The organism is Roseomonas alba (assembly GCF_019430885.1).
Taxonomy (GTDB): domain Bacteria; phylum Pseudomonadota; class Alphaproteobacteria; order Acetobacterales; family Acetobacteraceae; genus Neoroseomonas; species Neoroseomonas alba.
The window spans coordinates 136,544-159,953 of record NZ_JAHYBZ010000010.1 but is presented as its reverse complement, the minus strand read 5'-3'; the positions used below and the strand labels follow the sequence as shown (position 1 = coordinate 159,953).

Here is a 23,410-nt window from a genome sequence, read left to right as displayed (position 1 = left end):
GCGCGACCCTGCGGCCTGTTTGCAGACAAGGATTGCCGCCATGGCCTGGACCCCGCCGCGACACGTCAGCCAGCACTGGCAGGTGACCAAGCCGGGTGCGACGGGCCGGAAGGGCATGGTCGCGTCCCAGGCGCGCGACGCGGCCGAGGCCGGCATCGCCATCCTCGAGGCCGGCGGCACCGCGGCCGATGCCGCCGTCGCCACCGCCTTCGCGCTCGCCGTCGTCGAGCCCTGGAATTCCGGCATCGGCGGCATCGGCTTCACCCAGGTCGCCGGGCCGGGCATCGCGCCGCAGACCTTCGATTTCGGCCCGGTCTCCCCGCACGCGCTGGACCCGTCTGCCTTCCCGATGACGGGAAAGATGAAGGACGACCTTTTCACCTGGCCCGAGGTCTTTGAGGACCGCAACGTTCACGGCCCGCTCTCCTTCGCCATCCCCTCCTCGGTCGCGGGCTATGCCGAGATCCACAAGCGCCATGGCCGGCTGCCGCTCTCGGTGGTGATGGAGCCGGCTATCGCGCTGGCGAAGCGTGGCCTGTCGCAGGACTGGTTCACCACGCTCAAGGTTGCGAGCAGCGCCTCGGTCCTGCGGCTCTACGACGAGAGCGCGCGCATCTACCTGCCCAACGGCCTGCCGCCGGTCGGCCCCTATCAGGGAGCGCCGGGCTTCTTCCGCCAGGGCCGGCTCGCGGAGACGCTGGAGCGCCTCGCCTCCGCCGGCCTGCGCGATTTCTATGAGGGCGGGATCGCGAGCGAACTCCTCGCCGATTTCAAGGAAATGGGATCGCCCATCAACGCCGCCGACCTGGCCGGCTGCAAGGCGATCGTGAAGCCGGCGCTCGAAGCCTCCTGGCGCGGTCGGAAACTGTTCCTCGCCAACGGCCTGACGGCGGCGCCGACGCTGCTGCGCGTGTTGGAAGGCATGCGCGACGCCGATTTCTCCGGCTCGGCGCCTTCCACGGCCTGGTATGCGCAACTCGCCCGTGTGCTCCGCCAGGCCTATGCCGAACGCCTCGCCGGCCTTGGCGATGCCGAGCCCAAGGCCGCGGAATCCTGCACCACCCACCTGACCGTCTGCGACAAGGACGGGATGATGGTCGCGATGACCACGACGCTGCTGTCGAGCATGGGCAGCCGCGTCGTGCTGCCGCGCACCGGCGTGCTGATGAACAATGGCGTGATGTGGTTCGACCCACGCCCCGATGCGAAGAACGCCATCGGTCCCGGCAAGCGGCCGCTTACCAACATGTGCCCGGTCCTCGCCGCGGCGGCCGACGCGCCGGACATGGCGCTCGGCGCCTCGGGCGGGCGGCGCATCATGGCCTCCGTCTTTCAGATGCTCTCCTACGTTGCCGATTTCGGCATGACGCCGGACGTCGCGGCGCATCACCCGCGCCTCGATGTCTCGGGCCCCGAGGGCGTGACCGCCGATATCCGCCTCGGCGCCGAAACCCTCGCTGCGCTGGCCGCCGAGGACACGGTGACGGAAGTCGAGCACGCCGCCATGCCAGTGAACTTCGCCTGTCCGAACCTGATCCGCATCCTGCCGGACGGGACGCGCGAAGGGATCAGCGACGTGATGAGCCCGTGGAGCGCGGCACTGGCGCAGTAGGCGTCGCGGGATCTCACGCCGGGACGGGATGGTGCCGGTGCAGATCCCGATCAGATGGAACCATCCGATCGGGCGACCATGCTCGCGACGACGAGGCACCAGAAGCGTGGTCACGGGTCCAGGCGAACGGAAACCGGTCTTCGGCCCGAACTGTGGAGCCGAGTGAGGCTGACCGGGTGCATGGGAACGGCGCGGGGAGAGCCCCGCTCCGAATCGGGGCCAATCACGCCAGGGGCGTCGGGCCACCCCGCCGCCCGTCCTGAAACCCTATCAGGCGGCCGGCGCTGGTCGCGAAACGTCAGGAGGCGTGGCAGCCCGATTCCAGCCTCACGCGGCGTCCGACAGCGCTGCGACTTCCGCCGCGAGATTCGCACGCGCGGGCGTCTCGTAGATCGCGCCGAGCCGCGTGCGGAACAGCGGTTCGGCGGCCTCGAAGCGTTGGAGCATTACGCGGCGGCCGGCGCGCCAGGCCGGCTCGCTGACTGCCGCGTATTCCCGCCGCAGCATCCTGCTATTGCGGGCGAAGACCTCCGGCGCTTCGGCCAGTGGCGTCAGATCGAGGTCCAGCAGTCGGGCGATCCGGCAATCCACGCCCGCATACGCCAGGTGGTCCGCGGTGGCGAGGATGGCCTGCTGCGCCCAGCCGGTATCTCCGGGCACCACGCGGCCGAGCAGGGCGGCGGATCGTGCTTCGTTGTCGCGGGCCGTCGGGTCGTAGATCGCATCGTGGAACAGGATGGCGAGGGCGAGGCCGCGATCGCCGGCATCGCCGCCATGCATCAGGTGGCGCAGCCAGAGGAGCCCGACATGGGCCGTGTCGTGATAGGCGCGGTGCGGTTCGGCGTAGCGCTTGGCGACTTCGGCCGCGGCGGTCGCCGGCAGGTCCGCTCGCGTCAGCAGGGCGCCAAAGCCGGCGCGGCATTGATCGAGATTCACGGCCAGCGCCAGGGATGCCGTCGCGTCGTGGTGGGAACTGCCGGTCATGGAACTACCCCGCCCTGCGCAGCGCGAGGTGGCCGCCGGAGTCCTCGAGCAGCAGAACGCCATCCTCGGTCAGGCGGTAGCGATAGGTTTCGCCGGGCAGCATGCGGATCTCGGTGCAGCCGAGCAGGCCGCAGGCACGGCGCGGCGCCCAGTCCTCGATGCTCAGGCGAAGCCAGGGGCCTGTGCCCGTGATGCTCCAATGCCCAAGCACGGTCATGGCGCTGCCGGCGGCATCGATGTCGCGCCGCGCGAAGGCGCCGTCGGGGGAGAGGGTGATCTCGACCGCCTGGTCACCCTGCGCGGCGCGCCAGGTGCCGGCCAGCGGGTTGGCCGAGGCGCCGGAAAACGGCAGGGCTGCGATCAACAGGGCGGTGGCGAGGCGGCTGCGAATGGACATGGCATCCTCCGTCTGCGGAAGATCGGTGTGCGGAGAGTGCCTCCGGAAGTCGTGCCTGGCCCTGAAGCGCTTCACGTCCCGTCACGCCATTGCGCAACCCAGATCAAGTCGTTCCGGGGCATAGGGCGGGCGTATCGAAGGAGCCCCTATGGCGGTTCGCGACAGGACAGGACGAGATTACGCGGCACGGATTGCGCGAGCGATGACATTGGTCACAGCGCGGGCCGATGACCCGCCGGGGCTGGAGGAACTGGCCGCGACGGCAGCCTTCTCGCCCTTTCACTTCCACCGGGTCTATCGCGCCATCGCCGGCGAGACCCCGGCGGAGACGGCCGCGCGGGCCAGGCTGCAAGGGGCGGCCATCGCCCTGCTGAAAGGCGGCGAGACCGTCGCGGTGGTGGCCAGGCGGGCGGGCTATGGCAGCCAGGCCGCTTTCACCCGCGCCTTCCGCGCCGCCTATGGCCTGCCGCCCGCCGCCTATCGCGCGCGCGGCGGGCTGGGCTTCCCGATGCGCAGCGACAGCGACAAGGAGAGCACGATGTTCGAGGTGACAATCCGCAGCACGACGCCGCTGCATCTGGCGGCGATCCGCCATACCGGCCCCTATGACCGGATCGGGGAGGCCTTCGGCCGGCTGCAGGCCTGGGCGGCCGGTCGCGGGCTGATGGGGCCGGGAACGCGCGCGGTGGCGCTGTATCACGATGACCCGCGCAGCGTGCCGGCGGCGCAGCTCCGCGCCGATGCCGGGTTGACCGTGGGCCCGGAGGTGCCCGGCGAGGGCGAGGTGACGCTGCTGGACGTGCCGGGCTTCGCCCGCGTGGCCTCGCTGGTCTTCAAGGGACCCTATGCCGAACTGGAGCGCGCCTATGACTGGATGTACCGGTCCTGGTTGCCGGGCAGCGGGGAGGAACCGGCGGATGCGCCGGTGATGGAGGAGTACCTCAATGATTGCCGGATGCTGCCGCCGGCGGAGTGGCTGACGGAAATCCTGGTGCCGCTGCGGGAGTGAGGGTGCCGCGGAGAGGCCGGAGTGTGAAGGTCCTGGACCTCCGGCACGTCATGGGATCCAAGGGCCTGTGGCCCTTGGCGGGGAGGGGCATCGGGGGAGGGCAGGGCCCTCCCCCGGCCAGGCTCATCGCCGTACGGGCGCGAGCTCCGTCTCCAACTCGCGGATGCGCGCCGTGAGTGTCGTGCGCATCGAGGCCGAGGCGTGCGGCTTCAGCCCTGCGAGCGTTTCCTTCAGCTCGCGCAGCAGCTTCTCCTTCTCCGTCTTGCTCCGCTGAATGGGGCGCGCGTCGGAGAACTGGCCTTCCCGGCTTCGCATGAAGTCACCTCAATGTCGTATGGCTGGCTTTTCGGCCGGCGCCCAGAATCGGCGCGGGCCCGGTGAACATACCACCGGGCCCGCGGAAGTGGGGAATGACGCTGTCGTCAGATGTCGAGCATCAGACGGCGCGGATCCTCGATGCTCTCCTTCACGCGCACCAGGAAGGACACGGCTTCCTTTCCATCAACGATGCGGTGATCGTAGGACAGCGCAATATACATCATCGGGCGGATTTCGATCTTGCCGCCGACGACCATCGGACGCTCCTGGATCTTGTGCATGCCGAGGATGCCGGACTGCGGCGGATTCAGGATCGGGGTCGACATCAGCGACCCGTAGATGCCGCCATTGGTGATGGTGAAGGACCCACCAGCGAGCTCGTCGAGCTTCAGCGCACCGTCACGCGCCTTCTTGCCGAAGGCGCCGATCGCCTTCTCGATCTCGGCGAAGGACAGGGTGTCGGCGTGCTTCAGCACCGGCACGACGAGGCCCGACGGGCCGCCCACCGCGATGCCCATGTGGACGAAGTTCTTGAAGACGAACTCGTCGCCGTCGATCTCCGCGTTGACCGCGGGGAACTCCTTCAGCGCCGCCACGCAGGCCTTCACGAAGAAGGACATGAAGCCCAGGCGCACGCCGTGCTTCTTCTCGAACACCTCGCGGTATTCGGTGCGCAGCGCCATCGCGGCACCCATGTCCACCTCGTTGAAGGTGGTGAGCATGGCGGCGGTGTTCTGCGCCTCCTTCAGCCGGCGCGCGATGGTCTGGCGCAGGCGCGTCATCTTCACGCGCTCCTCGCCGGCTTCGAGCGCGCGGGGGGCCTTCGGCGCGGCAGCGGCGGCGGGAGCCGCGGCTGGGCGGGCGAGGAAATCGAGCACGTCACCCTTGGTGATGCGCCCATCCTTGCCGGTGCCCGCGCCGATGGCGGCGGCCGTCGCGCCCGTCTCGGCCATCATCTTGGCGGCGGCAGGCAGCGGGGACTGGGCCGGCACGGCGACGGGGCCGGAGGCGGCGCGCGGCGCCTCGACATGCGGGGTGGCGGGCGCGGCGGCGACGGGCTGCGGCGCGGCAGGCTTCGCGGGGGCAGCGCCCGCACCGGCGGCGATGGACCCCAGCACGGCGCCCGGCTCGACCTCGGCGCCCTCGGCGGCGGTGATGGCCTCCAGCACGCCGGCGGAGGGCGCATTCACCTCGACCGTGACCTTGTCGGTCTCAAGCTCCACCAGCGGCTCGTCGGCAGCCACAGCTTCGCCGGCCTTCTTCAGCCAGCGGGCGACGGTGGCGGAGGAGACGCTCTCGCCGAGGGTGGGAACGAGGATGTCGGTCATGTCTGCGGTCCGTTCTCTGCCCAGCGCGCGGTCACAGCCCAAGGGCCGCGCGCACCAGGGCTTCCTGCTGCTGCTGGTGAATGCGGGCAAGGCCGGTGGCCGGGCTCGCCGCGTCCTCGCGGCCGACGAAGACCGGCCGCTTCGCCTTGATGTCGATGCTGGTCAGCACCTTCTCGATGCGCCGGTCCATGAAGGTCCAGGCACCCATGTTCTCGGGTTCCTCCTGGCACCACACCACCTCGGCGTTCTTGTAGGGCGCGAGTGCCTTGGCGAGGGCCTGGGCCGGGAAGGGATGCATCTGCTCGACGCGCACGATGGCGACGTCGGTGACGCCCTTGTCCCGGCGCTCCTGCAGCAGGTCGTAGTAGACCTTGCCGGTGCAGAGCACGACGCGATTCACCTTCTCCTCGGGTGCGATCGCGTCGATCTCGGGGATGACGTAGTGGAAGGCGCTGCCGGGGCCGAACTCGGCCAGGCTGCTGATCGCCAGCTTGTGGCGCAGCAGCGACTTCGGCGTCATCAGCACCAGCGGCTTGCGGTAGTTCGCCTTGAGCTGGCGGCGCAGCGCGTGGAAGTAGTTGGCCGGCGTGGTGAAGTTGCAGACGCGCATGTTGCGCTCGGCGCAAAGCTGCAGGTACCGCTCGAGCCGCGCCGAGGAATGCTCCGGACCCTGGCCTTCGTAGCCATGAGGCAGCAGCATCACCAGGCCCGACATGCGCAGCCACTTGGTCTCGGCGCTGGCGATGAACTGGTCGATGATGACCTGCGCGCCATTGGCGAAGTCGCCGAACTGGCCTTCCCACAGCACCAGCGTGTGCGGGTCGGCGAGCGAGTAGCCGTAGTCGAAGCCGAGCACGCCGAATTCGGCGAGCAGGGAGTTGAACGCCTCGAACTTCGGCTGGCCCTCGCGGATGTTGTTCAGCGGGACGTATTCGGCCTGGGTCTGCTGGTCGATCAGATAGGCGTGGCGATGGGAGAAGGTGCCGCGCTGCACATCCTCGCCCGACAGGCGCACGCGATGGCCTTCCAGCAGCAGCGTTCCGAAGGCGAGCGCCTCGCCGGTCGCCCAGTCGATGCCCTCGCCGGTCTCGATGGCCTGCTTCTTGGCTTCGAGCTGGCGCACGATCTTGGGGTTCGCGTTGAAGCCCTCGGGCACGCGGCACAGCGCGGCGCCGACCTCGCGCAGGGTGTCGAGCTTCACCGCGGTCTCGTGGAGCTGCTCCACGTCCTGGCCCGCGGTTGCCGGCTTCAGTCCGCTCCAGTGGCCTTCCAGCCAATCCGCCTTGTTCGGCTTGAAGGACTGCGCAGCCTGGTAGGCATCTTCGAGCCTGGCGTTGAAGGCATCCAGCACGCCCTGCGATTCCTCGGCCGGCACGCTGCCTTCCTTGGCGAGGCGCTCGGCATAGAGGGTGCGGGTCGTCCGCATCTCCTTGATGCGGTTGTACATGATTGGCTGGGTGAAGGCCGGCTCGTCGCCCTCGTTGTGGCCGTGGCGGCGGTAGCAGACGATGTCGAGCACCACGTCGCAGGAGAACTGCATGCGGAACTCGGTGGCGAGCCTGGCGCAGAACACCACGGCCTCGGGGTCGTCGCCGTTCACGTGCAGGATCGGTGCCTGCACCGACTTCGCCACATCCGTGCAGTACAGGCCCGAATAGGCGTGCACCGGGACGGTGGTGAAGCCGATCTGGTTGTTGGTGACGATGTGGATCGTCCCGCCGGTGCGGTAGCCGATGAGCTGGCTCATCGCCAGCGTCTCATAGACCACGCCCTGGCCGGCGAAGGCGGCATCGCCATGCAGCAGGATGCCCATCACCGAATGACGGCCCTTGGTGTCGCCCGCCATGTCCTGGCGCGCGCGCACCTTGCCGGCCACGACCGGGTTCACCGCTTCGAGGTGCGACGGGTTGGGCTGCAGCGAGAGGTGGACCGTGTGCCCGGCGATCTCGATGTCGGTCGAGGTACCGAGGTGGTATTTCACATCGCCCGAGCCCTGGACGTCGTCGGGATTGGCACCAACGCCCTTGAACTCGGAGAAGACCTGCATGAAGGGCTTCTTCACGACGTTGACCAGCACGTTCAGGCGGCCGCGATGGGCCATGCCGATCGCGATCTCGTTCACGCCGCCCTTGGCACCCGTCTCGATCACCGCCTGGATGGCCGGGATGGTGGATTCACCGCCCTCGAGGCCGAAGCGCTTGGTGGAGACATATTTGCGGGCACAGAAGGCCTCGAAGCCCTCCGCCTCGGTCAGGTCCTGCAGCACCTTCTTCTTGGCTGTGGCGTCGAAGGCGGTGACCCAGGGCGCGCCCTCGATGCGGCGCTGGATCCAGGACTTCTGGTCGGGATCCTGGATGTGCATGAACTCGACGCCGATCGACCCGCAATAGGAGGCGCGGCAGATCGCGATGATCTCGCGCAGCGTCGCCGTCTCCTTCCCCAGCACCATGTCGAGGAAGATCGGCCGGTCGAGATCGGCGTCGGTGAAGCCATAGGTCTTGGGATCGAGCTCGGGATGCGGCTTCGGCTTGGACAGCCCCAGCGGGTCGAGCTGGGCTTCCAGATGACCGCGCACGCGGTAGGAGCGGATCAGCATCAGCGCCCGCAGGCTGTCGAGCACGGCGCGGCGCGTCGCTTCGGGATCGGCCGCGGCGGCACCGGGCTTGGCACCCTTGGCGGGGGCAGGGGCCTCGGGGTCGGGGCCGAAATGGCCGCGGATACGCGGCGCCCAGGAGGCACCGGTGGCGTCCGTCAGGACCGAGCGCGCCTCATCGTTCAGGGCGCCGAACAGCTCGGCCATGGTAGGGTCGACGCTGTCGGGCTTCTCGGCCCAGCGGGCGTAGAGATCCGCGAGATATGCGGCATTTGCGCCGGTCATCGCGGTTGCGAGGACGTCAACTCCGGCCATTGGTTCTCTCCGTGCCGGCGGGCAGCGCCGCCGGGGGGTCACGTTCGGGTGGTCTCTGCTGCGACATGCCGCCGCCCCTGGCTTATGAGGGGACGGCGGCGCCACTTAACATAGTGCTCATGCAAGAACTATGGCAGGGCTTTAGCCCTGCCATCGGGACAGGTCAGCCCTTCAGGGCCTTCACCATCGTGGAACCCAGCGCGGCCGGGCTGTCGGCCACATGGATGCCGGCGGCGGCCATGGCTTCCATCTTCGCCGCTGCGGTGTCCTTGCCTCCCGAGATGACGGCACCGGCATGGCCCATGCGGCGGCCCGGCGGGGCGGTCGCACCGGCGATGAAGCCCACCACCGGCTTGTTCGGCTTGCCTGGCCCGAAATTCTCGGACTTCAGGTATTCCGCGGCCTTGATCTCGGACTGGCCGCCGATCTCGCCGATCATGACGATGGACTTGGTCTCGTCGTCCTTGAGGAAGAGCTCCAGCACGTCGATGAAGTCCATGCCCTTCACCGGGTCGCCGCCGATCCCCACGCAGGTGGACTGGCCGAGGCCCGCCGCCGTGGTCTGCGCCACGGCCTCATAGGTCAGGGTGCCGGAGCGGGAGACCACGCCGACCGACCCGCGCTTGTGGATGTGGCCCGGCATGATGCCGATCTTGCAGGCTTCCGGGGTGATGACGCCCGGGCAGTTCGGCCCGACCAGGATCGACTTCGACCCGGAAAGCGCGCGCTTCACCTTCACCATGTCGAGCACTGGAATGCCCTCGGTGATGCAGATGATGAGCGGCAGCTCGGCATCGATGGCTTCGAGGATCGCATCCGCCGCGAAGGGCGCGGGGACGTAGATCACCGAGGCATCGGCGCCGGTCTTGGCGACGCATTCGGCAACCGTGTTGAACACCGGGAGGTTCAGCTCCGGGTGCATGGTGCCGCCCTTGCCCGGCGTCGTGCCGCCCACGTAGTTCGAGCCATAGGCGATGCCCTGGCTCGCATGGAAGGTGCCCTGGGCGCCGGTGAAGCCCTGGGTCATGACCTTGGTGTTCTTGTCGATCAGGATCGCCATGGTCAGGCAGCCTTCTTCACGGCGGCGACGACCTTCTGGGCGGCGTCGGCCAGGTTGTCGGCGGGGATGATGGCGAGGCCGGATTCGGCCAGGATCTTCTTGCCGAGCTCGACATTCGTGCCTTCGAGGCGCACCACCAGCGGAACCTTCAGCGAGAGGTTCTTGCTGGCCACCACGATGCCCTCGGCGATCATGTCGCACTTGGCGATGCCGCCGAAGATGTTGACCAGGATCGCCTTGACGTTGGCGTCGGAGGTGATGATGCGGAACGCCTCGGTGACGCGCGCCGCGTTGGCGGTGCCGCCGACATCGAGGAAGTTGGCCGGCGAGGACCCGTACAGCTTGATGATGTCCATCGTCGCCATGGCGAGGCCGGCGCCGTTGACCATGCAGCCGATCTCGCCGTCGAGGGCGACGTAGTTCAGGTCGTTCTTGACTGCGTCGAGTTCCTTCGGATCCATCTCGCTGTCGTCGCGCAGCGCTTCCAGATCCTTGTGGCGGTACAGCGCGCTGTCGTCGAAGGACACCTTGGCGTCGAGCGCGACGATGTCGCCCGCGCCGGTGACGACCAGCGGGTTGATCTCGACGATCATGCAGTCGAGTTCGAGGAAGGCGCCATACAGCGCCGTGACGAACTTGGTGAAGGAGGCGACCTGCTTGCCTTCCAGCCCCAGGCCGAAGGCGAGCTTGCGGCAATGGAAGCCCGAGATGCCCGAGGCGGGGTCGACGGCGACCTTGAGGATCTTCTCGGGGTGGTGCTCGGCGACCTCCTCGATCTCCATGCCACCCTCGGTGGAGGCCATGATGGTGACGCGCGAGGTGTCGCGGTCGACCAGCAGGCCGAGATACAGCTCGCGCTTGATGTCGCAGCCATCTTCCACATAGACGCGGGAGACCAGCTTGCCCGCCTCGCCGGTCTGCTTGGTGACGAGCGTCTTGCCGATCATCGCCTCAGCGGCGGCCTTGACGTCGTCGAGCGACTTGACGACGCGCACGCCGCCCTTGCCGTTCGGGTCTTCCTTGAAGCGGCCCGCGCCGCGGCCGCCGGCGTGGATCTGCGACTTCACCACATAGACGGGGCCCGGGAGCTGCTTTGCGGCGGCCACGGCCTCATCGGCCGTCCAGGCGACATGGCCGTCGAGCACGGCCACGCCATAACGGCGCAGCAGCTCTTTCGCCTGGTATTCGTGGATATTCATCCCAGGGAACCCCCTTGGCCTGACAGGAAAAGGGCCCGGCGTCGCCGCCGGGCCCCGGTGGATCAGCCCACCAGCTTCTTCGAGGCGTCGATCAGTTCGCGGACGGCGCCGCAGGACTTGTCGAAGGCCGCCTTTTCTTCCGCGTTGAGCTCGATCTCGACGATCCGCTCCACGCCGCCGGCACCGAGCACGACCGGCACGCCGACATAGAGGTCCTTGATGCCATACTGGCCTTCGAGCCAGGCAGCGCAGGGCAGGACCCGCTTCTTGTCCTTGAGGTATGCCTCGGCCATCGCGATGGCGGACGCCGCCGGGGCGTAGAAGGCCGAGCCCTTCTCCAGCAGCTTCACGATCTCGCCGCCGCCATTGGCGGTGCGGGCGACGATCGCGTCGATCTTCTCCTGCGTCGTCCAGCCCATCTTGATCAGGTCGGGGACCGGGATGCCGGCGACGGTGGAGTAGCGGGTCAGCGGCACCATCGTGTCGCCATGGCCGCCGAGCACGAAGGCGGTCACGTCCTCGACCGAGACGTTGAACTCATGGGCCAGGAACAGGCGGAAGCGGCTGCTGTCCAGCACGCCGGCCATGCCGACCACCTTGTTCGCCGGCAGGCCGGACTTCTGCTGGAACACCCACACCATGGCGTCGAGCGGGTTGGTGATGACGATGACGAAGGCATTCGGGCAGTGGGTCTTCACGCCCTCGGCGACCTGGGCGATGACGCCCGCGTTCTTCGAGACGAGGTCGTCACGGCTCATGCCCGGCATGCGCGGGAAGCCGGCGGTGATGATGACGACGTCGGCACCCGCGATCGCGCTGTAGTCACCCGACCCGGACATCGCGGAGTCGAAGCCGTCCACCGGGCCCGACTGCATGATGTCGAGCGCCTTGCCCGCGGCCACGCCCGGGAAGACGTCGAACATCACGACGTCACCGAGTTCCTTGAGCCCGACGAGGTGGGCAAGCGTGCCGCCGATATTGCCGGCGCCGATCAGCGCGATCTTCTTGCGGGCCATGGGGGGAGTTCCTCAAAGCTTGTGATGCGGTGCGGAAAAGCGCCGCTTCCCTACTCCCTGGTCTGCGTGTCGGCAAGGCGCCCCAGGGCGGCTTTCCGGGCTGGTTTCAGCGGGAATGCCGCTCAGAGCGGCAGGCAGCGCACCACATCGGCATGGCCACGGGCGAGGGTAGCGAGAGTCCCGGCCGGGCAGGACTGCGCCTGGACATTGGTGGCCGGGGCCAGGTCGGACTGCCAGGAAACGCTGCGGCGCTCGCCGCCGCGGTTGCGGGTCGTGGCACTCGCCTGCTGGCGGCGGCCGGTCGCGCCACGGCTGGTCGTGGACTGGCGCGCGCCGGTGCGGGCCATCGCGTCGCGGCGCGGCGGGGTGGGGGTGGCGCGGCTGCTGGCCTGGCGCTGCGGTGCGGCGGCGGGGCGGCGCGTCGCGCTTGCGCGGGCGGCCTGAGTGGTGCGGCTCTGCGGTTGGGCCTGGGTCTGCTGGGTGCGCGTCCGCGCCTCGGCAGGGGCGGCGGACGCCATCGTGGCAAGGGCGAGCAGGACCATGGCCAGAAATCGCATGAGCCGAACCTCTCGTTACGTTGCGCGCTGTTTCATTGACTCTACACCGGCGCGCCCGATCGGGGAAACCCCGCGGCCGATTCCCTTGATCCCCGTCAAAGCCGGCCGGACCCTCTCATTCCATAAGAAATCACGAAATAATAGGCAGGAGTGATCACGATGCATGAGGATTGGCCGGCTCTTGCTGCCGGACTTTCGGGCCCGCTCAAGGAACTGCGCGGCGGCGCGGCCGAGGTGATGAAAGGCTTCGGAGGGCTGGCCCGTGCTGCGCTCGAGGCCAAGGCACTGGACACCAAGACGAAGGAGCTGATCGCCCTGGGCATCGCTGTCGCCACGCGCTGTGCGCCCTGCATCGCCTTCCACGCTGAATCGGCCGTGAAGCACGGCGCGACGCGCGATGAGGTGATGGAGACGATGGGCATGGCGATCTACATGGGCGCCGGCCCGTCGGTGATGTACGCGGCCCAGGCGGTCGAGGCCTTCGACCAGTTCCAGGCGAAGGCGAAGCCCACCACATGATGGCCAACGGGCCGATGCGGCGCATCGGCCCGGGAGCGCAAGGCGCGACCACGCCGAGACCGTCCGCCGCCACCGGAGCGGCGGTTCGTGGCGCGAAGCCAAGCCGCGCGGATGCGCGGCGCCCGGCGTCTAAGGGCCCTAGGTAAGGTGAGGTAGCGCCAGGTATTCCTGGCTCTGCATCTCCATCAGGCGGGAAGCGGTGCGTTCGAACATCGCCGCGTTCTCGCCGCGCTGGTAGAGCCGGTCGGGCACGTCCTCGGCACTCGCCACCAGCTTCACCCGGTGTTCGTAGAGCGCGTCGATCAGGGTGATGAAGCGGCGCGCCTTGTCGGCATTATCGGGGCTGAGCCGGGGGATCGCGTCCAGCACCACCGTGTGGAAATGCGTCGCGATGGCCAGGTAGTCGGCCGGGCCGAGCGGCTTGCCGCAGACATCGTCGAAGTCGAAGCGTGCCACGCCGCGCGCGGCCTGCGGGATCTCGACCGCGCGCCCTAGCAGCGTCAGGCGGGTGGAAGGCGCGTGACGCTCACCGGTCAATTCCTCGAAGGCGGCATCGAGCGCCCGTTCGGCGCGGCCGTCGGGCGGCACATGCCAGGTGGGCAGGCCGCGGATGCGGTCGCGCCGGTAATCGCGTGCGGAATCGAGCATCATCACCTCGATCCGCTTCTTGATCAGGGCAATGAAGGGCAGGAAGGCATCGCGCCCGGGCTTGCCCTTGAACAGGTCGTCCGGGGTGGTGTTCGACGTCGCGACGATCACCACGCCGCGGGCGAACAGCGCCTCGAACAGTCGGCCGAGGATCATCGCATCGGCGATGTCGTGGACCTGGAACTCGTCGAAGCACAGCAGCGCGGCCTCGGCGACGATGGAATCCGCAAGCGGCGGGATGGGGTCGGTCGCGTCCCCGTGCTGCTTCTTCCATTCGAAGATGCGGCGATGAGCCTGCTGCATGAACTGGTGGAAGTGCAGCCGTTTCTTGCGCGCCACATCGGCGCTGGCGAAGAACAGGTCCATCAGCATCGACTTGCCGCGCCCGACCTCGCCGACGAGATACAGGCCGAGCGGCGTGCCGTCGGGCGCCTCCTCCACTGGCTTGCGGCGGAAGAAGCGGCCGAGGAAGCCCCCGGTATCGGGCGGCTCGACCTTGGGATCATAGCCCCGGGTGCGCCGCCAGAGGTCCTGCAGCTTCTCGGCGGCAAGCTCCTGCGCGGGGTCGGCGGCGATCAGCCCGGCGGCGATGCGCGCCCGCAGCGCGGGCAACGGGCCCTCGGACGTGGACACGGCCGGGGTGGCCGCCGGCTCAGCGGCGAGCGGGCTGTTCGGGCTGGAATCCATGAGGGGCGCGCATAGACCGATCACGCGCGGGGGACAACCGCAAGCGGGACCTCGCTTTACAGCCGGCGGCGGGCGGGCGAGCCTTCCGGCAACGCCAATCGCCGGAAGCCATGCGCCGCGCTGCCCTCTACTACCATCCGGAAGGCTATACGACCGCGGGCGGACCGGTGATCGGCCGGCGGGTGGCCGGCGAGGAGTTCCTCCGCGGCCTGCTGCGCCATGGCGGGCTGGAGGAGGTGGTGGCGCTGGTACAGTCCGAGGCGCATCGCGAGGCCTTCATCGACCATGTCGCGGCAATCGCGCCCGGCCTTCCCGCGCGCGCCCATGGCTTCGACGCACCGGGCCGCTTCGACGACGTCGGGACCATCTTTCTGCCCGGCGGGGGCATGGGGTCCTATGCCTGGTGGCGGCGCCGGCACCGGCAGGCGGCGTTCAGCCTGTGCGGCGTGACGCACACCACGGCGACCGAACGGACCATGGATGCGCTGGGCGATCTGCTGGTTGCGCCGTTGCAGGGCTGGGATGCGCTGATCTGCACCTCGAACGCCGTGCAGGCCATGGTCCGGCGGCTGATGTCGGAGCAGGCATATTACCTCGGCCAGCGTTTCGGGGCGAAGCAGGTGCCGGGACCGCGGCTCGCGGTCATTCCGCTGGGCATCGACACGGCTAGCTTCGAGCCGGTCGGGGGCGCGCGCGAACGATGGCGCGAACAGCTCGGCATCGGTGAGGAGGAGGTGGCGGCGCTGGTGGTCGGCCGGCTGTCCGTCGCCACCAAGTTCACGCCGGGGCCGATGTATCTGGCGCTGGAACAGGCGGCGCGGGAGGCGCCGCGTCGGGTGCATCTGATCCTCGCCGGCAGTTTCGAGACGCCGCGCGACGAGGCCGCGTTCCGCGAGGGGGCGGCGGCGCTCTGCCCCTCGGTCACGCTGCATCATGTCGATGCCACCCAGGAGCCGGCGCGGCGCGAAATATGGGCGGCGGGCGATTTCTTCACCCTGCCGATCGACAATATCCAGGAGACCTTCGGCCTGGCCCCGGTCGAGGCCATGGCCGCCGGCCTCCCGGTGGTGGTGACCGATTGGGACGGCTTCCGCGACACGGTGCGCCACGGGGAGACCGGCTTCCGCGTGCCGGTCATGACGGCCGGGTCCGGAGAGGAACTGGCGCTGCGCTACGCCGCCGGCACGGATGGGTACGGGCAATACCTGTCGGGGGCGGCGCTGCATGTCGCCATGGAGGTGCCGCGCGCCGCCGAAGCCTATGGCATCCTGATCGGCGACCGGGAGCGGCGGCGCGCGATGGGGGCGGCGGCGCGGGCGCATGCGCGGGCGACCTATGACTGGGCAGCGGTGATCCCTCAGTACCTGGCGCTGTTCGACCATCTGGCGGCCCTGCGGCGGGACGGGCGGGAAGTGGCCCCGGCGGAACCGGGCCGCGACATCGTGCCATTGCGGCCGGACCCCATGCTGGCCTTTGCGGCCTATCCTTCCGATCCGGTGCCGGCGGAGACCTGCTTCGAACTGGCGCCCGGGGCCGGGCCGGAGCTGATGGCCGTGCGCAGCGCCGTGCCGGGCACGGTGAACCGGGGCAGCATGCTGCCGGTGCAGGCGACGCTGCTCCGGATGCTGGCGCGCTTGGCGGAGGGGCCGGCGACAATGGCCGAACTCGCGGCCCTGGCGCAGGGCGTCGAGGCGATGCGGGTGCCCAGGGGGGTGATGTGGCTGGCGAAACTCGATCTCGTGCGGCGGGTACGATGATGTCGCGGCGGCGGGAGGTCTTGGCCGCATGAACCGCGCAGGCCACGCGCAGAACCGGAGGGGCTCCGTGCCTCCGGGCCATCCCGCCGAGGTTCTGGAGCGCCAATATCCGGCGCCGGGCATCACAGGCGCCCTGCCTCGCTGCAAGCTGCGCGCTGCACGGGGATGGGCACCGGCGCCGGCTCTCCCCGTTGCGCCCGGTGCCGGATGGCGGTTTCCGAAGGCCCTCCTGATGAGCCGGCTGGTTCCGCTGGGGGATTGGAGGGGCTTTGTCCTCCAAGCCACCCCGCCAAAGACCGAAAGGCCTTTGGAAACATCGACCTGGCGCCGGGCGCCCCTGACAACATGGCGGCGGAACCCGCACTCGCGCAGGCGGCGCGCTCGGCGGGTGCGACGTCGCTGCTGTGCCCGGCGCCATTCGATGGCTGTCCAGGCGCCCGGGCCACCCATTGGAAGCGCTCAGCGACGGCAATGGGACCCCGATCGCGGGGCGGTTCGGAGGGGTGGAGCCCTTCCATGCCCAACCTCCGCGGAAGCAACCGGATCATCCGGAAGGCCTTTCGACCTTTGGTGGAGGAGGTTCGGAGGGGACAAAGCCCCCTCCGCGCCAAGCGTGCCATCGCGTGACTGACCAGATCCCGTCCTGGGGCGCGATCCTGGGCGTTGCCTTCGCCGCCCTCGTGGGAGGCCTGTCGCGCGGCTTCTCGGGCTTCGGCGCCGCGCTGGTCTTCATCCCGCTGGCCTCGGCCGCGGTGGGTCCGCGGGCGGCGGTGCCAGTGTTGGCGCTGCTCGAATCCGTCTCCTGCCTCGCCTTCTTGCCCGGGGCCTGGGCACATGCGGTGCGGCGGGAGGTGACGGTGATGTCCTGTGGGGCGGTCCTGGCCGTGCCGGTCGGCAGCCTGATCCTCGCCCATAGCGACCCGGTCGCGCTGCGCTGGGGTCTGACGGGGCTGGTGCTGGTTGCAGTCGGGGTGCTGGGGTCGGGCTGGCGCTATCGGGGCAAGGGCTCGGTGCCGCTGGTCGCCGCGGTGGGCGCGGTCGGCGGGGTGATGAGCGGGACCGCCATGCTGGGCGGCGTGGCGCCCGCGACCTGGTGGCTGGGGCGGAACGCCCCTGCGGTGGTCGTCCGGGCCAGCATGAACCTCTATTTCGCCGTGCTGACCGCGGTGGTGATCGCGTCCTTCGCCTGGCAGGGGCTGTTCGCCTGGTCGAGCGTCTGGCTCGCCCTGGCCGCCGGCCCGGTCTACGGGGTGTCGCTGTGGGGTGGGTCGGCGCTGTTCGGCCTGGCCAGCGAAACCGCCTTCCGCCGCATCGGCTATGCCCTGATCCTGGCAGCGGCGGTGCTGGGGATGCCGCTGTGGGACGCGCTCACGGGCCGATGATGCGGGCGGAGGCCATGATGGCGCGGATGCGGTCGGTGTCGGTGACGCCGGCCTCGACTCGGGCGATGGCCTGGGTTTCGGCTACACGGATGGCGGCGAGGCGCTGGAGCACCATCGCGGCCTGATCGTGCGGGATCACCACCACGCCATCGGCATCGCCCACGACGATGTCGCCGGACCGGACGGAAACGCCGCCGATCGTCACCGGGGCGCCGACCACGCCGGGCCCGTTGGCGGCCGGCGAGTTCGGGACGATCCCGGCGGCAAACAGCGGCATGCCCGCGGCGACGATCCCCGCCCGGTCGCGCGCGACCCCGTCGGTGACGAAGGCCGCGATGCCCTTGTTCTTCATCATGCCGGCGACGATGTCGCCCACCACTGCGGTGGCCGTGTAACCGTCATTCGCGACCATCACGACATCGCCGGGCTGGGCCTCCGCCAGGGCGCCATACACGCCGACGACATCGGCGGGGTAGGCGAGGGCGGTCAGCGCCGGCCCGACGAAGGCGGCATTGGCCGGGTCCATCGGCTTGACGCGGTAGTCGAGTGCCCCGCGCCCTTCCATCGCATCGACCAAGTGGGAGGTCTGGGCGCCGCGGAAGGCCTCGATCAGCGCGGCATCGGGCCGGGCATGGCCGCGATGGATGGTGAGCATCGGTGGATTGTCGAGCATGGCGTGGCCCCCTGCGTTGGTTAACGATGGAGCGTCGCGCCACCGACGAAGGCCGTCCAGATGGGGACGGAGCGGTCGAAATCATCCCCGACGGGCCGCGAAAACGTGGTCGATCGGTTGCGGTGCGGCAATGCGTATGTTAAGCGCCGGCCGCCGCTCGGGGCTTCCTCGTGCGGCCATGTCGTATGCCGCAGCCCAGCAAGAAACAGGACCGCGATCGCCCGTGGCCGCCGCCGAGACCATCCAAGCCGCTTCCCCATCCGCCGTGAAAACCGGCGGTGCCCCTGAGCGCTACGCGCTCGCTCTGCTCGGCCTTGCCGATGACAAGCGCCAGGCCGATCCCGCCGCGCTGGACCGCATCGCCGCCGATCTGGAGGCCCTGTTCGGCCTCTGGCGCGACAGTTCCGATTTCCGCGAATTCGTCGCCGACCCGCGCCTCGACGCCGTGAAGCAGCGCGCGGGGGCTTTCGCGCTCCTCGACCGTGCCGGCGTCGGCGCCGAGGTGCGCAACCTGGTCGGCGTGCTGATCACCAATCGCCGCCTCGCCGCCCTCCCGGCGGTGGCGCAGGCCTTCGGAACCCTCCTGGCGGAACGCCGCGGCCAGCAGACGGCCGAGGTGACCACCGCCCATCTGCTGTCGGACACGCAGCGCGCACAGATCACGGCCCGCCTCACCGAGGCCGGTTATTCCAATGTGCGTCTCGCCGAAAGCGTGGATGCCTCCATTCTCGGTGGGCTGATCGTCCGGATCGGCTCCCGCCTTTATGACAACAGCATCAAGTCCAAGCTGCAGCGTCTGCAGTACGCGATGAAAGGGGCCGCCTGACCATGGATATTCGTCCCGCCGAAATCTCGGAGATTCTGAAGGCTCAGATCGCCGGGTTCGACGCCGACGCCAACGTGGCCGAGGTGGGCACCGTGCTGACCGTCGGCGACGGCGTCGCCCGCGTCTATGGCCTGCAGAACGTCATGGCCGGCGAGCTGGTGGAATTCCCCGCGGCCGGCCTGCGCGGCATGGCGCTGAACCTCGAATCCGACAATGTCGGCGTCGTCATCTTCGGCAACGACAAGGGCATCCGCGAGGGTGACACCGTCTCCCGCACCGGTTCCATCGTCGATGTGCCGGTGGGCAAGGGGCTGCTCGGCCGCGTGGTCGATGCGCTCGGCAACCCGATCGACGGCAAGGGCCCGCTGACCGACGTGACGCGCACGCGCGTCGAGGTGAAGGCGCCGGGCATCATTCCCCGCAAGTCGGTGCATGAGCCGATGCAGACCGGCATCAAGGCGATCGACAGCCTGATCCCGATCGGGCGTGGTCAGCGCGAGCTGATCATCGGCGACCGCCAGACCGGCAAGACGGCGGTGATCATCGATACGATCATCAACCAGAAGCCGATCAATGCGCAGGGCGACGAATCCAAGAAGCTCTACACCATCTATGTCGCGGTCGGGCAGAAGCGCTCGACCGTCGCCCAGCTGGTGAAGACGCTGGAGGAGCAGGGCGCGCTCGAATATTCGATCATCGTGGCCGCGACGGCGTCCGACCCGGCGCCAATGCAGTTCCTGGCGCCGTATTCCGGCTGCGCGATGGGCGAGTTTTTCCGCGACAACGGCATGCATGCGGTCATCTTCTATGATGACCTGTCGAAGCAGGCCGTCGCGTATCGTCAGATGTCGCTGCTGCTGCGCCGTCCGCCGGGCCGCGAAGCCTATCCGGGCGACGTGTTCTACCTGCACTCGCGCCTGCTTGAGCGCGCGGCGAAGATGAATGACGATTTCGGCAATGGCTCCCTGACCGCGCTGCCGGTCATCGAGACGCAGGCCGGCGACGTGTCGGCCTACATCCCGACGAACGTCATTTCGATCACCGACGGCCAGATCTTCCTCGAGACCGAGCTCTTCTATAAGGGCATCCGCCCGGCCGTGAACGTCGGCCTGTCGGTGTCCCGCGTGGGTTCGGCGGCGCAGATCAAGGCGATGAAGCAGGTCGCCGGCAAGATCAAGCTGGAGCTCGCCCAGTATCGTGAGATGGCGGCCTTCGCGCAGTTCGCGTCGGATCTCGACGCGACGACGCAGGCGCTGCTCGCCCGCGGTGCCCGCCTGACGGAGCTGCTGAAGCAGCCCCAGTACAAGCCGGTCCCGGTCGAGGAGCAGGTGGTGTCGCTGTTCGCCGGCACCCGCGGCTATCTCGATCGCATCTCGGTCGGCCAGGTGGGTGACTTCGAGAAGCGGATGCTCGCCGACCTCAAGACCCGCGAGCCGGCGATCCTCGACGCGATCCGCACCGATCGGGAGATCAAGAAGGAGACCGAGACCAAGCTGGTCGCCTTCCTCGACTCCTTCGCCAAGTCCTTCAGCTGAGCGGAAAGGGGGCGGAGAGCCTTCCATGGCGAGCCTGAAGGACCTCCGCCTGCGGATCAACAGCGTGAAATCCACGCGCAAGATCACGCAGGCGATGAAGATGGTGGCGGCGGCGAAGCTGCGGCGCGCGCAGCAGCGCGCCGAGGCTGCCCGCCCCTATGCCGAGCGGATGGAGCGCATGCTCGCCTCGCTCGGTGCCGCGGTGGCGGGGCAGCCCGACGCGCCGAAGCTGCTGGTCGGCACCGGGGCGGACAATGTCCACCTGATGGTGGTGGTCAGCGGCGAGCGTGGCCTGGCCGGCGCCTTCAACACCAATGTGGGCCGCTTCGCGCGCAACCGCATCCGGGAGCTGGAGAGCCACGGCAAGACGGTGAAGATCCTCGCCGTCGGCCGCAAGGGCGCGACCTACCTGAGGCGCGAGTTCGGGTCCCGTTTCGTGGGCGAGATCTCCTTCGCCTCGAAGAAGGTGGTGGGCTTCGACGACGCGGCGGCGGTCGCCGCGCAGGTCACCGAGATGCTCGAGGACGGCGCCTTCGACGTCTGCACGCTGATCTACAACCGCTTCAAGAACGTGATCTCGCAGATCCCGACCGAACAGCAGCTCATCCCCGGCGCGGTGCCGGAACAGGATGAGGGCGAGGCCCATGCCGGGCCGCAGGCGCTCTATGAATACGAGCCGGCCGAGGACGAGATCCTGGCCGCCCTGCTGCCGCAGAACCTCGCGGTCCAGGTCTATCGCGCTGTCCTGGAGACCTATGCCGGCTTCTACGGCAGCCAGATGACCGCGATGGACAACGCGACGCGCAATGCCGGTGAGATGATCAACAAGCTCACCATCAACTACAACCGCACACGCCAGGCCAACATCACCAAGGAGCTGATCGAGATCATCTCCGGTGCCGAAGCCGTTTGAGTAGGGACACAGCACGATGAAGAACAACGTCGGCAAGGTCACGCAGGTGCTGGGCGCCGTCGTGGACGTGCAGTTCCCGCAGGAGCTGCCGTACATCCTGAACGCGCTGACCACCAAGGTCGAGGACCGCACGCTGGTGCTCGAGGTCGCGCAGGAGCTGGGCGAGCGGACGGTGCGCTGCATCGCCATGGACACCACGGACGGCCTGGTGCGCGGCACCGAGGTGGTCGACACCGGCGCGCCGATCTCGGTGCCTGTCGGCCCCGGCACGCTCGGCCGCATCCTGAACGTCATTGGCGAGCCGATCGACGAGCGCGGCCCGGTGCCGCATGACAAGTCCTACACCATCCATCGCGACGCCCCGGCCTTCGACGAGCAGGCGACCGCGGCGGAAATCCTGGTCACGGGCATCAAGGTCATCGACCTGCTCGCGCCCTATCTGAAGGGCGGCAAGATCGGCCTGTTCGGCGGCGCCGGCGTGGGCAAGACCGTGACCATCCAGGAGCTGATCAACAACGTCGCCAAGGGCCATGGCGGCGTGTCGGTCTTCGCCGGCGTGGGTGAGCGCACCCGCGAAGGCAACGACCTCTATCACGAGATGATCGACGCCGGCGTCATCAAGCTCGGCGAGAACACCACCGAAGGGTCCAAGGTGGCCCTGGTGTACGGCCAGATGAACGAGCCGCCGGGTGCCCGCGCCCGCGTCGCGCTCTCGGGCCTGTCCATGGCGGAATACTTCCGCGATGAGCAGGGCCAGGACGTGCTCTTCTTCATCGACAACATCTTCCGCTTCACCCAGGCGGGCGCCGAGGTGTCGGCGCTGCTCGGGCGCATCCCCTCGGCGGTGGGCTATCAGCCGACGCTCGCCACCGACATGGGCGCGCTGCAGGAACGCATCACCTCGACGAAGAAGGGGTCGATCACCTCGGTGCAGGCCATCTACGTCCCCGCGGACGACCTGACCGACCCGGCGCCGGCGACCTCCTTCGCCCACCTCGACGCGACGACGGTGCTCAACCGCTCGATCGCCGAGCTCGGCATCTTCCCGGCCGTCGACCCGCTGGACTCCACTTCGCGTGCGCTCGACCCGCGCATCGTGGGCGAGGAACACTACAAGACGGCGCGCGAAGTGCAGCGCGTCCTGCAGACCTACAAGTCGCTGCAGGACATCATCGCCATCCTGGGCATGGACGAGCTGTCGGAAGAGGACAAGCTGATCGTGGCGCGCGCGCGCAAGATCCAGCGCTTCCTGTCCCAGCCCTTCCACGTCGCGGAAGTCTTCACCGGCACGCCGGGCGTGTTCTGCAAGCTGGAAGACACGATCCGCTCCTTCGCGGGCATCGTGGCCGGTGAGTACGACCACCTGCCGGAAGCCGCCTTCTACATGGTCGGCACGATCGAAGAGGCGGTGAAGAAGGCGGAAGGATTGAAGGCGGCGGCGTAACGCCGCAGCCTTCTTTGCTTGGCCCTCAGACGCCGGGCGGCGGCCATCCGGCCGCCTTGGCTTCCGCCGCAGCCCTGGCGCGCTTGAGGGTCAGGCCTTATGGGCGGCGCCGGCCGCTGTGCGGCCGGATTCTTCAAGGACGGCACTCCGCATGTGCGGGCGTGCCGGTTGCACTATAGGTTTCGGGAGCGTCTCCGATGGCCACCTTCCAGCTCGAATTCGTCTCCCCCGAGAAGCTGCTGCTCTCGCGGCCGGTGGAGATGGCCACGCTGCCCGCCGCCGAGGGCGAGATGGGCGTGCTCCCTGGCCATTCCCCGATGATCGTCGCGCTACGCGGCGGCGTGATCACGGTGCGCGAGGATGGCAAGGAGACCGAGAGGCTCTTCGTCGCCGGCGGCTTCGCCGAGGTTACCCCGACCCGCGTGACCATCCTGGCCGATGAGGCGACCCCGGTCGCCGAGCTTTCGAAGTCCGACGCGGCCGATCGCATCGCCGCAGCCGAGGCCGCGCTGCTGGAGGCGCAGGACCTGACGCCGGAGAAGCGCGAGGCCGCCATGGCCCGGCTGCTTTCGGCCAAGGCCATGCTCGACGCCGCCCAGGCGGCCTGATCCGCCGCGCGTTCCGGCGTGCCGTGCTTG

General features: G+C 68.9%; 21 protein-coding genes. 10 read left to right on the top strand and 11 right to left on the bottom strand.

Features of this window, described 5'->3' with window-relative positions:
- Positions 1-40: 40 nt before the first annotated feature.
- Positions 41-1,612, top strand: coding sequence for a gamma-glutamyltransferase (locus tag KPL78_RS25425; protein ID WP_219765778.1), 1,572 nt, complete (start codon positions 41-43; stop codon positions 1,610-1,612).
- Positions 1,613-1,939: 327 nt separating this feature from the next.
- Here the strand turns inward: KPL78_RS25425 and KPL78_RS25420 are convergent, their stop codons facing one another.
- Positions 1,940-2,596, bottom strand: a complete 657-nt coding sequence (locus KPL78_RS25420) for an HD domain-containing protein (RefSeq protein ID WP_219765777.1) — start codon at positions 2,594-2,596, stop codon at positions 1,940-1,942.
- Positions 2,597-2,600: 4 nt separating this feature from the next.
- Positions 2,601-2,993 carry a hypothetical protein gene (locus tag KPL78_RS25415; RefSeq protein WP_219765776.1) on the bottom strand — a complete coding sequence of 131 codons (393 nt, stop codon included), beginning with the start codon at positions 2,991-2,993 and terminating at the stop codon, positions 2,601-2,603.
- Between the two features lie 202 nt (positions 2,994-3,195).
- Between KPL78_RS25415 and KPL78_RS25410 the strand changes: the two genes are divergently transcribed.
- Positions 3,196-4,002 (top strand): AraC family transcriptional regulator, encoded by an 807-nt coding sequence (locus KPL78_RS25410; RefSeq protein WP_255569431.1) that lies wholly within the window; start codon positions 3,196-3,198, stop codon positions 4,000-4,002.
- Positions 4,003-4,125: 123 nt separating this feature from the next.
- Here KPL78_RS25410 and KPL78_RS25405 read toward each other — a convergent pair whose 3' ends face one another.
- From KPL78_RS25405 to KPL78_RS25375, 7 genes are all read right to left on the bottom strand, one after another.
- Positions 4,126-4,317 carry a hypothetical protein gene (locus tag KPL78_RS25405; protein WP_219765774.1) on the bottom strand — a complete coding sequence of 64 codons (192 nt, stop codon included), beginning with the start codon at positions 4,315-4,317 and terminating at the stop codon, positions 4,126-4,128.
- Between the two features lie 107 nt (positions 4,318-4,424).
- The gene (odhB, locus tag KPL78_RS25400) at positions 4,425-5,648 is read right to left on the bottom strand and encodes a 2-oxoglutarate dehydrogenase complex dihydrolipoyllysine-residue succinyltransferase (RefSeq protein WP_219765773.1); all 1,224 of its coding nucleotides are present in this window, start codon (positions 5,646-5,648) and stop codon (positions 4,425-4,427) included.
- Positions 5,649-5,679: 31 nt separating this feature from the next.
- Positions 5,680-8,556, bottom strand: a complete 2,877-nt coding sequence (locus KPL78_RS25395) for a 2-oxoglutarate dehydrogenase E1 component (protein ID WP_219765772.1) — start codon at positions 8,554-8,556, stop codon at positions 5,680-5,682.
- A gap of 163 nt (positions 8,557-8,719) precedes the next feature.
- Positions 8,720-9,616: a succinate--CoA ligase subunit alpha gene (gene sucD, locus KPL78_RS25390; protein ID WP_219765771.1), complete on the bottom strand. Its 897-nt coding sequence runs from the start codon at positions 9,614-9,616 to the stop codon at positions 8,720-8,722.
- A 2-nt stretch (positions 9,617-9,618) separates the two neighbouring features.
- On the bottom strand, positions 9,619-10,815 hold the full coding sequence (gene sucC, locus KPL78_RS25385; protein WP_219765770.1) for an ADP-forming succinate--CoA ligase subunit beta: 1,197 nt from the start codon (positions 10,813-10,815) through the stop codon (positions 9,619-9,621).
- 62 nt (positions 10,816-10,877) lie between these two features.
- Positions 10,878-11,831, bottom strand: a complete 954-nt coding sequence (gene mdh, locus KPL78_RS25380; protein ID WP_219765769.1) for a malate dehydrogenase — start codon at positions 11,829-11,831, stop codon at positions 10,878-10,880.
- 122 nt (positions 11,832-11,953) lie between these two features.
- On the bottom strand, positions 11,954-12,388 hold the full coding sequence (locus tag KPL78_RS25375) for a hypothetical protein (RefSeq protein ID WP_219765768.1): 435 nt from the start codon (positions 12,386-12,388) through the stop codon (positions 11,954-11,956).
- 159 nt (positions 12,389-12,547) lie between these two features.
- Here KPL78_RS25375 and KPL78_RS25370 point away from each other — a divergent pair, with 159 nt between their 5' ends.
- Positions 12,548-12,907: a carboxymuconolactone decarboxylase family protein gene (locus KPL78_RS25370; RefSeq protein WP_219765767.1), complete on the top strand. Its 360-nt coding sequence runs from the start codon at positions 12,548-12,550 to the stop codon at positions 12,905-12,907.
- A gap of 138 nt (positions 12,908-13,045) precedes the next feature.
- Here KPL78_RS25370 and zapE read toward each other — a convergent pair whose 3' ends face one another.
- Entirely contained in the window at positions 13,046-14,242 is a 1,197-nt protein-coding gene (gene zapE, locus KPL78_RS25365; protein ID WP_219765766.1) for a cell division protein ZapE, read from the bottom strand.
- A 110-nt stretch (positions 14,243-14,352) separates the two neighbouring features.
- Between zapE and KPL78_RS25360 the strand changes: the two genes are divergently transcribed.
- Positions 14,353-15,999, top strand: coding sequence for a glycosyltransferase family 4 protein (locus tag KPL78_RS25360; protein ID WP_219765765.1), 1,647 nt, complete (start codon positions 14,353-14,355; stop codon positions 15,997-15,999).
- A 623-nt stretch (positions 16,000-16,622) separates the two neighbouring features.
- A complete protein-coding gene (locus tag KPL78_RS25355; RefSeq protein WP_219765764.1) occupies positions 16,623-17,381 on the top strand; it encodes a sulfite exporter TauE/SafE family protein in 759 nt (252 codons plus the stop codon).
- On the opposite strand, the gene KPL78_RS25350 is transcribed toward KPL78_RS25355, so the two are convergent.
- Positions 17,368-18,054 carry an RraA family protein gene (locus KPL78_RS25350; protein WP_219765763.1) on the bottom strand — a complete coding sequence of 229 codons (687 nt, stop codon included), beginning with the start codon at positions 18,052-18,054 and terminating at the stop codon, positions 17,368-17,370. The genes KPL78_RS25355 and KPL78_RS25350 overlap by 14 nt on opposite strands.
- A gap of 223 nt (positions 18,055-18,277) precedes the next feature.
- Here KPL78_RS25350 and atpH point away from each other — a divergent pair, with 223 nt between their 5' ends.
- The 5 genes from atpH to atpC all read left to right on the top strand — a co-directional run bounded on the left by atpH (position 18,278) and on the right by atpC (position 23,380).
- Positions 18,278-18,880: an ATP synthase F1 subunit delta gene (gene atpH / locus KPL78_RS25345; RefSeq protein WP_369412852.1), complete on the top strand. Its 603-nt coding sequence runs from the start codon at positions 18,278-18,280 to the stop codon at positions 18,878-18,880.
- 2 nt (positions 18,881-18,882) lie between these two features.
- Complete coding sequence (atpA, locus tag KPL78_RS25340) at positions 18,883-20,415, top strand: F0F1 ATP synthase subunit alpha (RefSeq protein WP_219765761.1); 1,533 nt, start codon at positions 18,883-18,885, stop codon at positions 20,413-20,415.
- Between the two features lie 25 nt (positions 20,416-20,440).
- Complete coding sequence (locus tag KPL78_RS25335) at positions 20,441-21,328, top strand: F0F1 ATP synthase subunit gamma (RefSeq protein WP_219765760.1); 888 nt, start codon at positions 20,441-20,443, stop codon at positions 21,326-21,328.
- Between the two features lie 16 nt (positions 21,329-21,344).
- Positions 21,345-22,772, top strand: coding sequence for a F0F1 ATP synthase subunit beta (gene atpD, locus KPL78_RS25330; RefSeq protein WP_219765759.1), 1,428 nt, complete (start codon positions 21,345-21,347; stop codon positions 22,770-22,772).
- Positions 22,773-22,969: 197 nt separating this feature from the next.
- On the top strand, positions 22,970-23,380 hold the full coding sequence (gene atpC, locus KPL78_RS25325; protein ID WP_219765758.1) for an ATP synthase F1 subunit epsilon: 411 nt from the start codon (positions 22,970-22,972) through the stop codon (positions 23,378-23,380).
- Positions 23,381-23,410 lie beyond the last annotated feature (30 nt).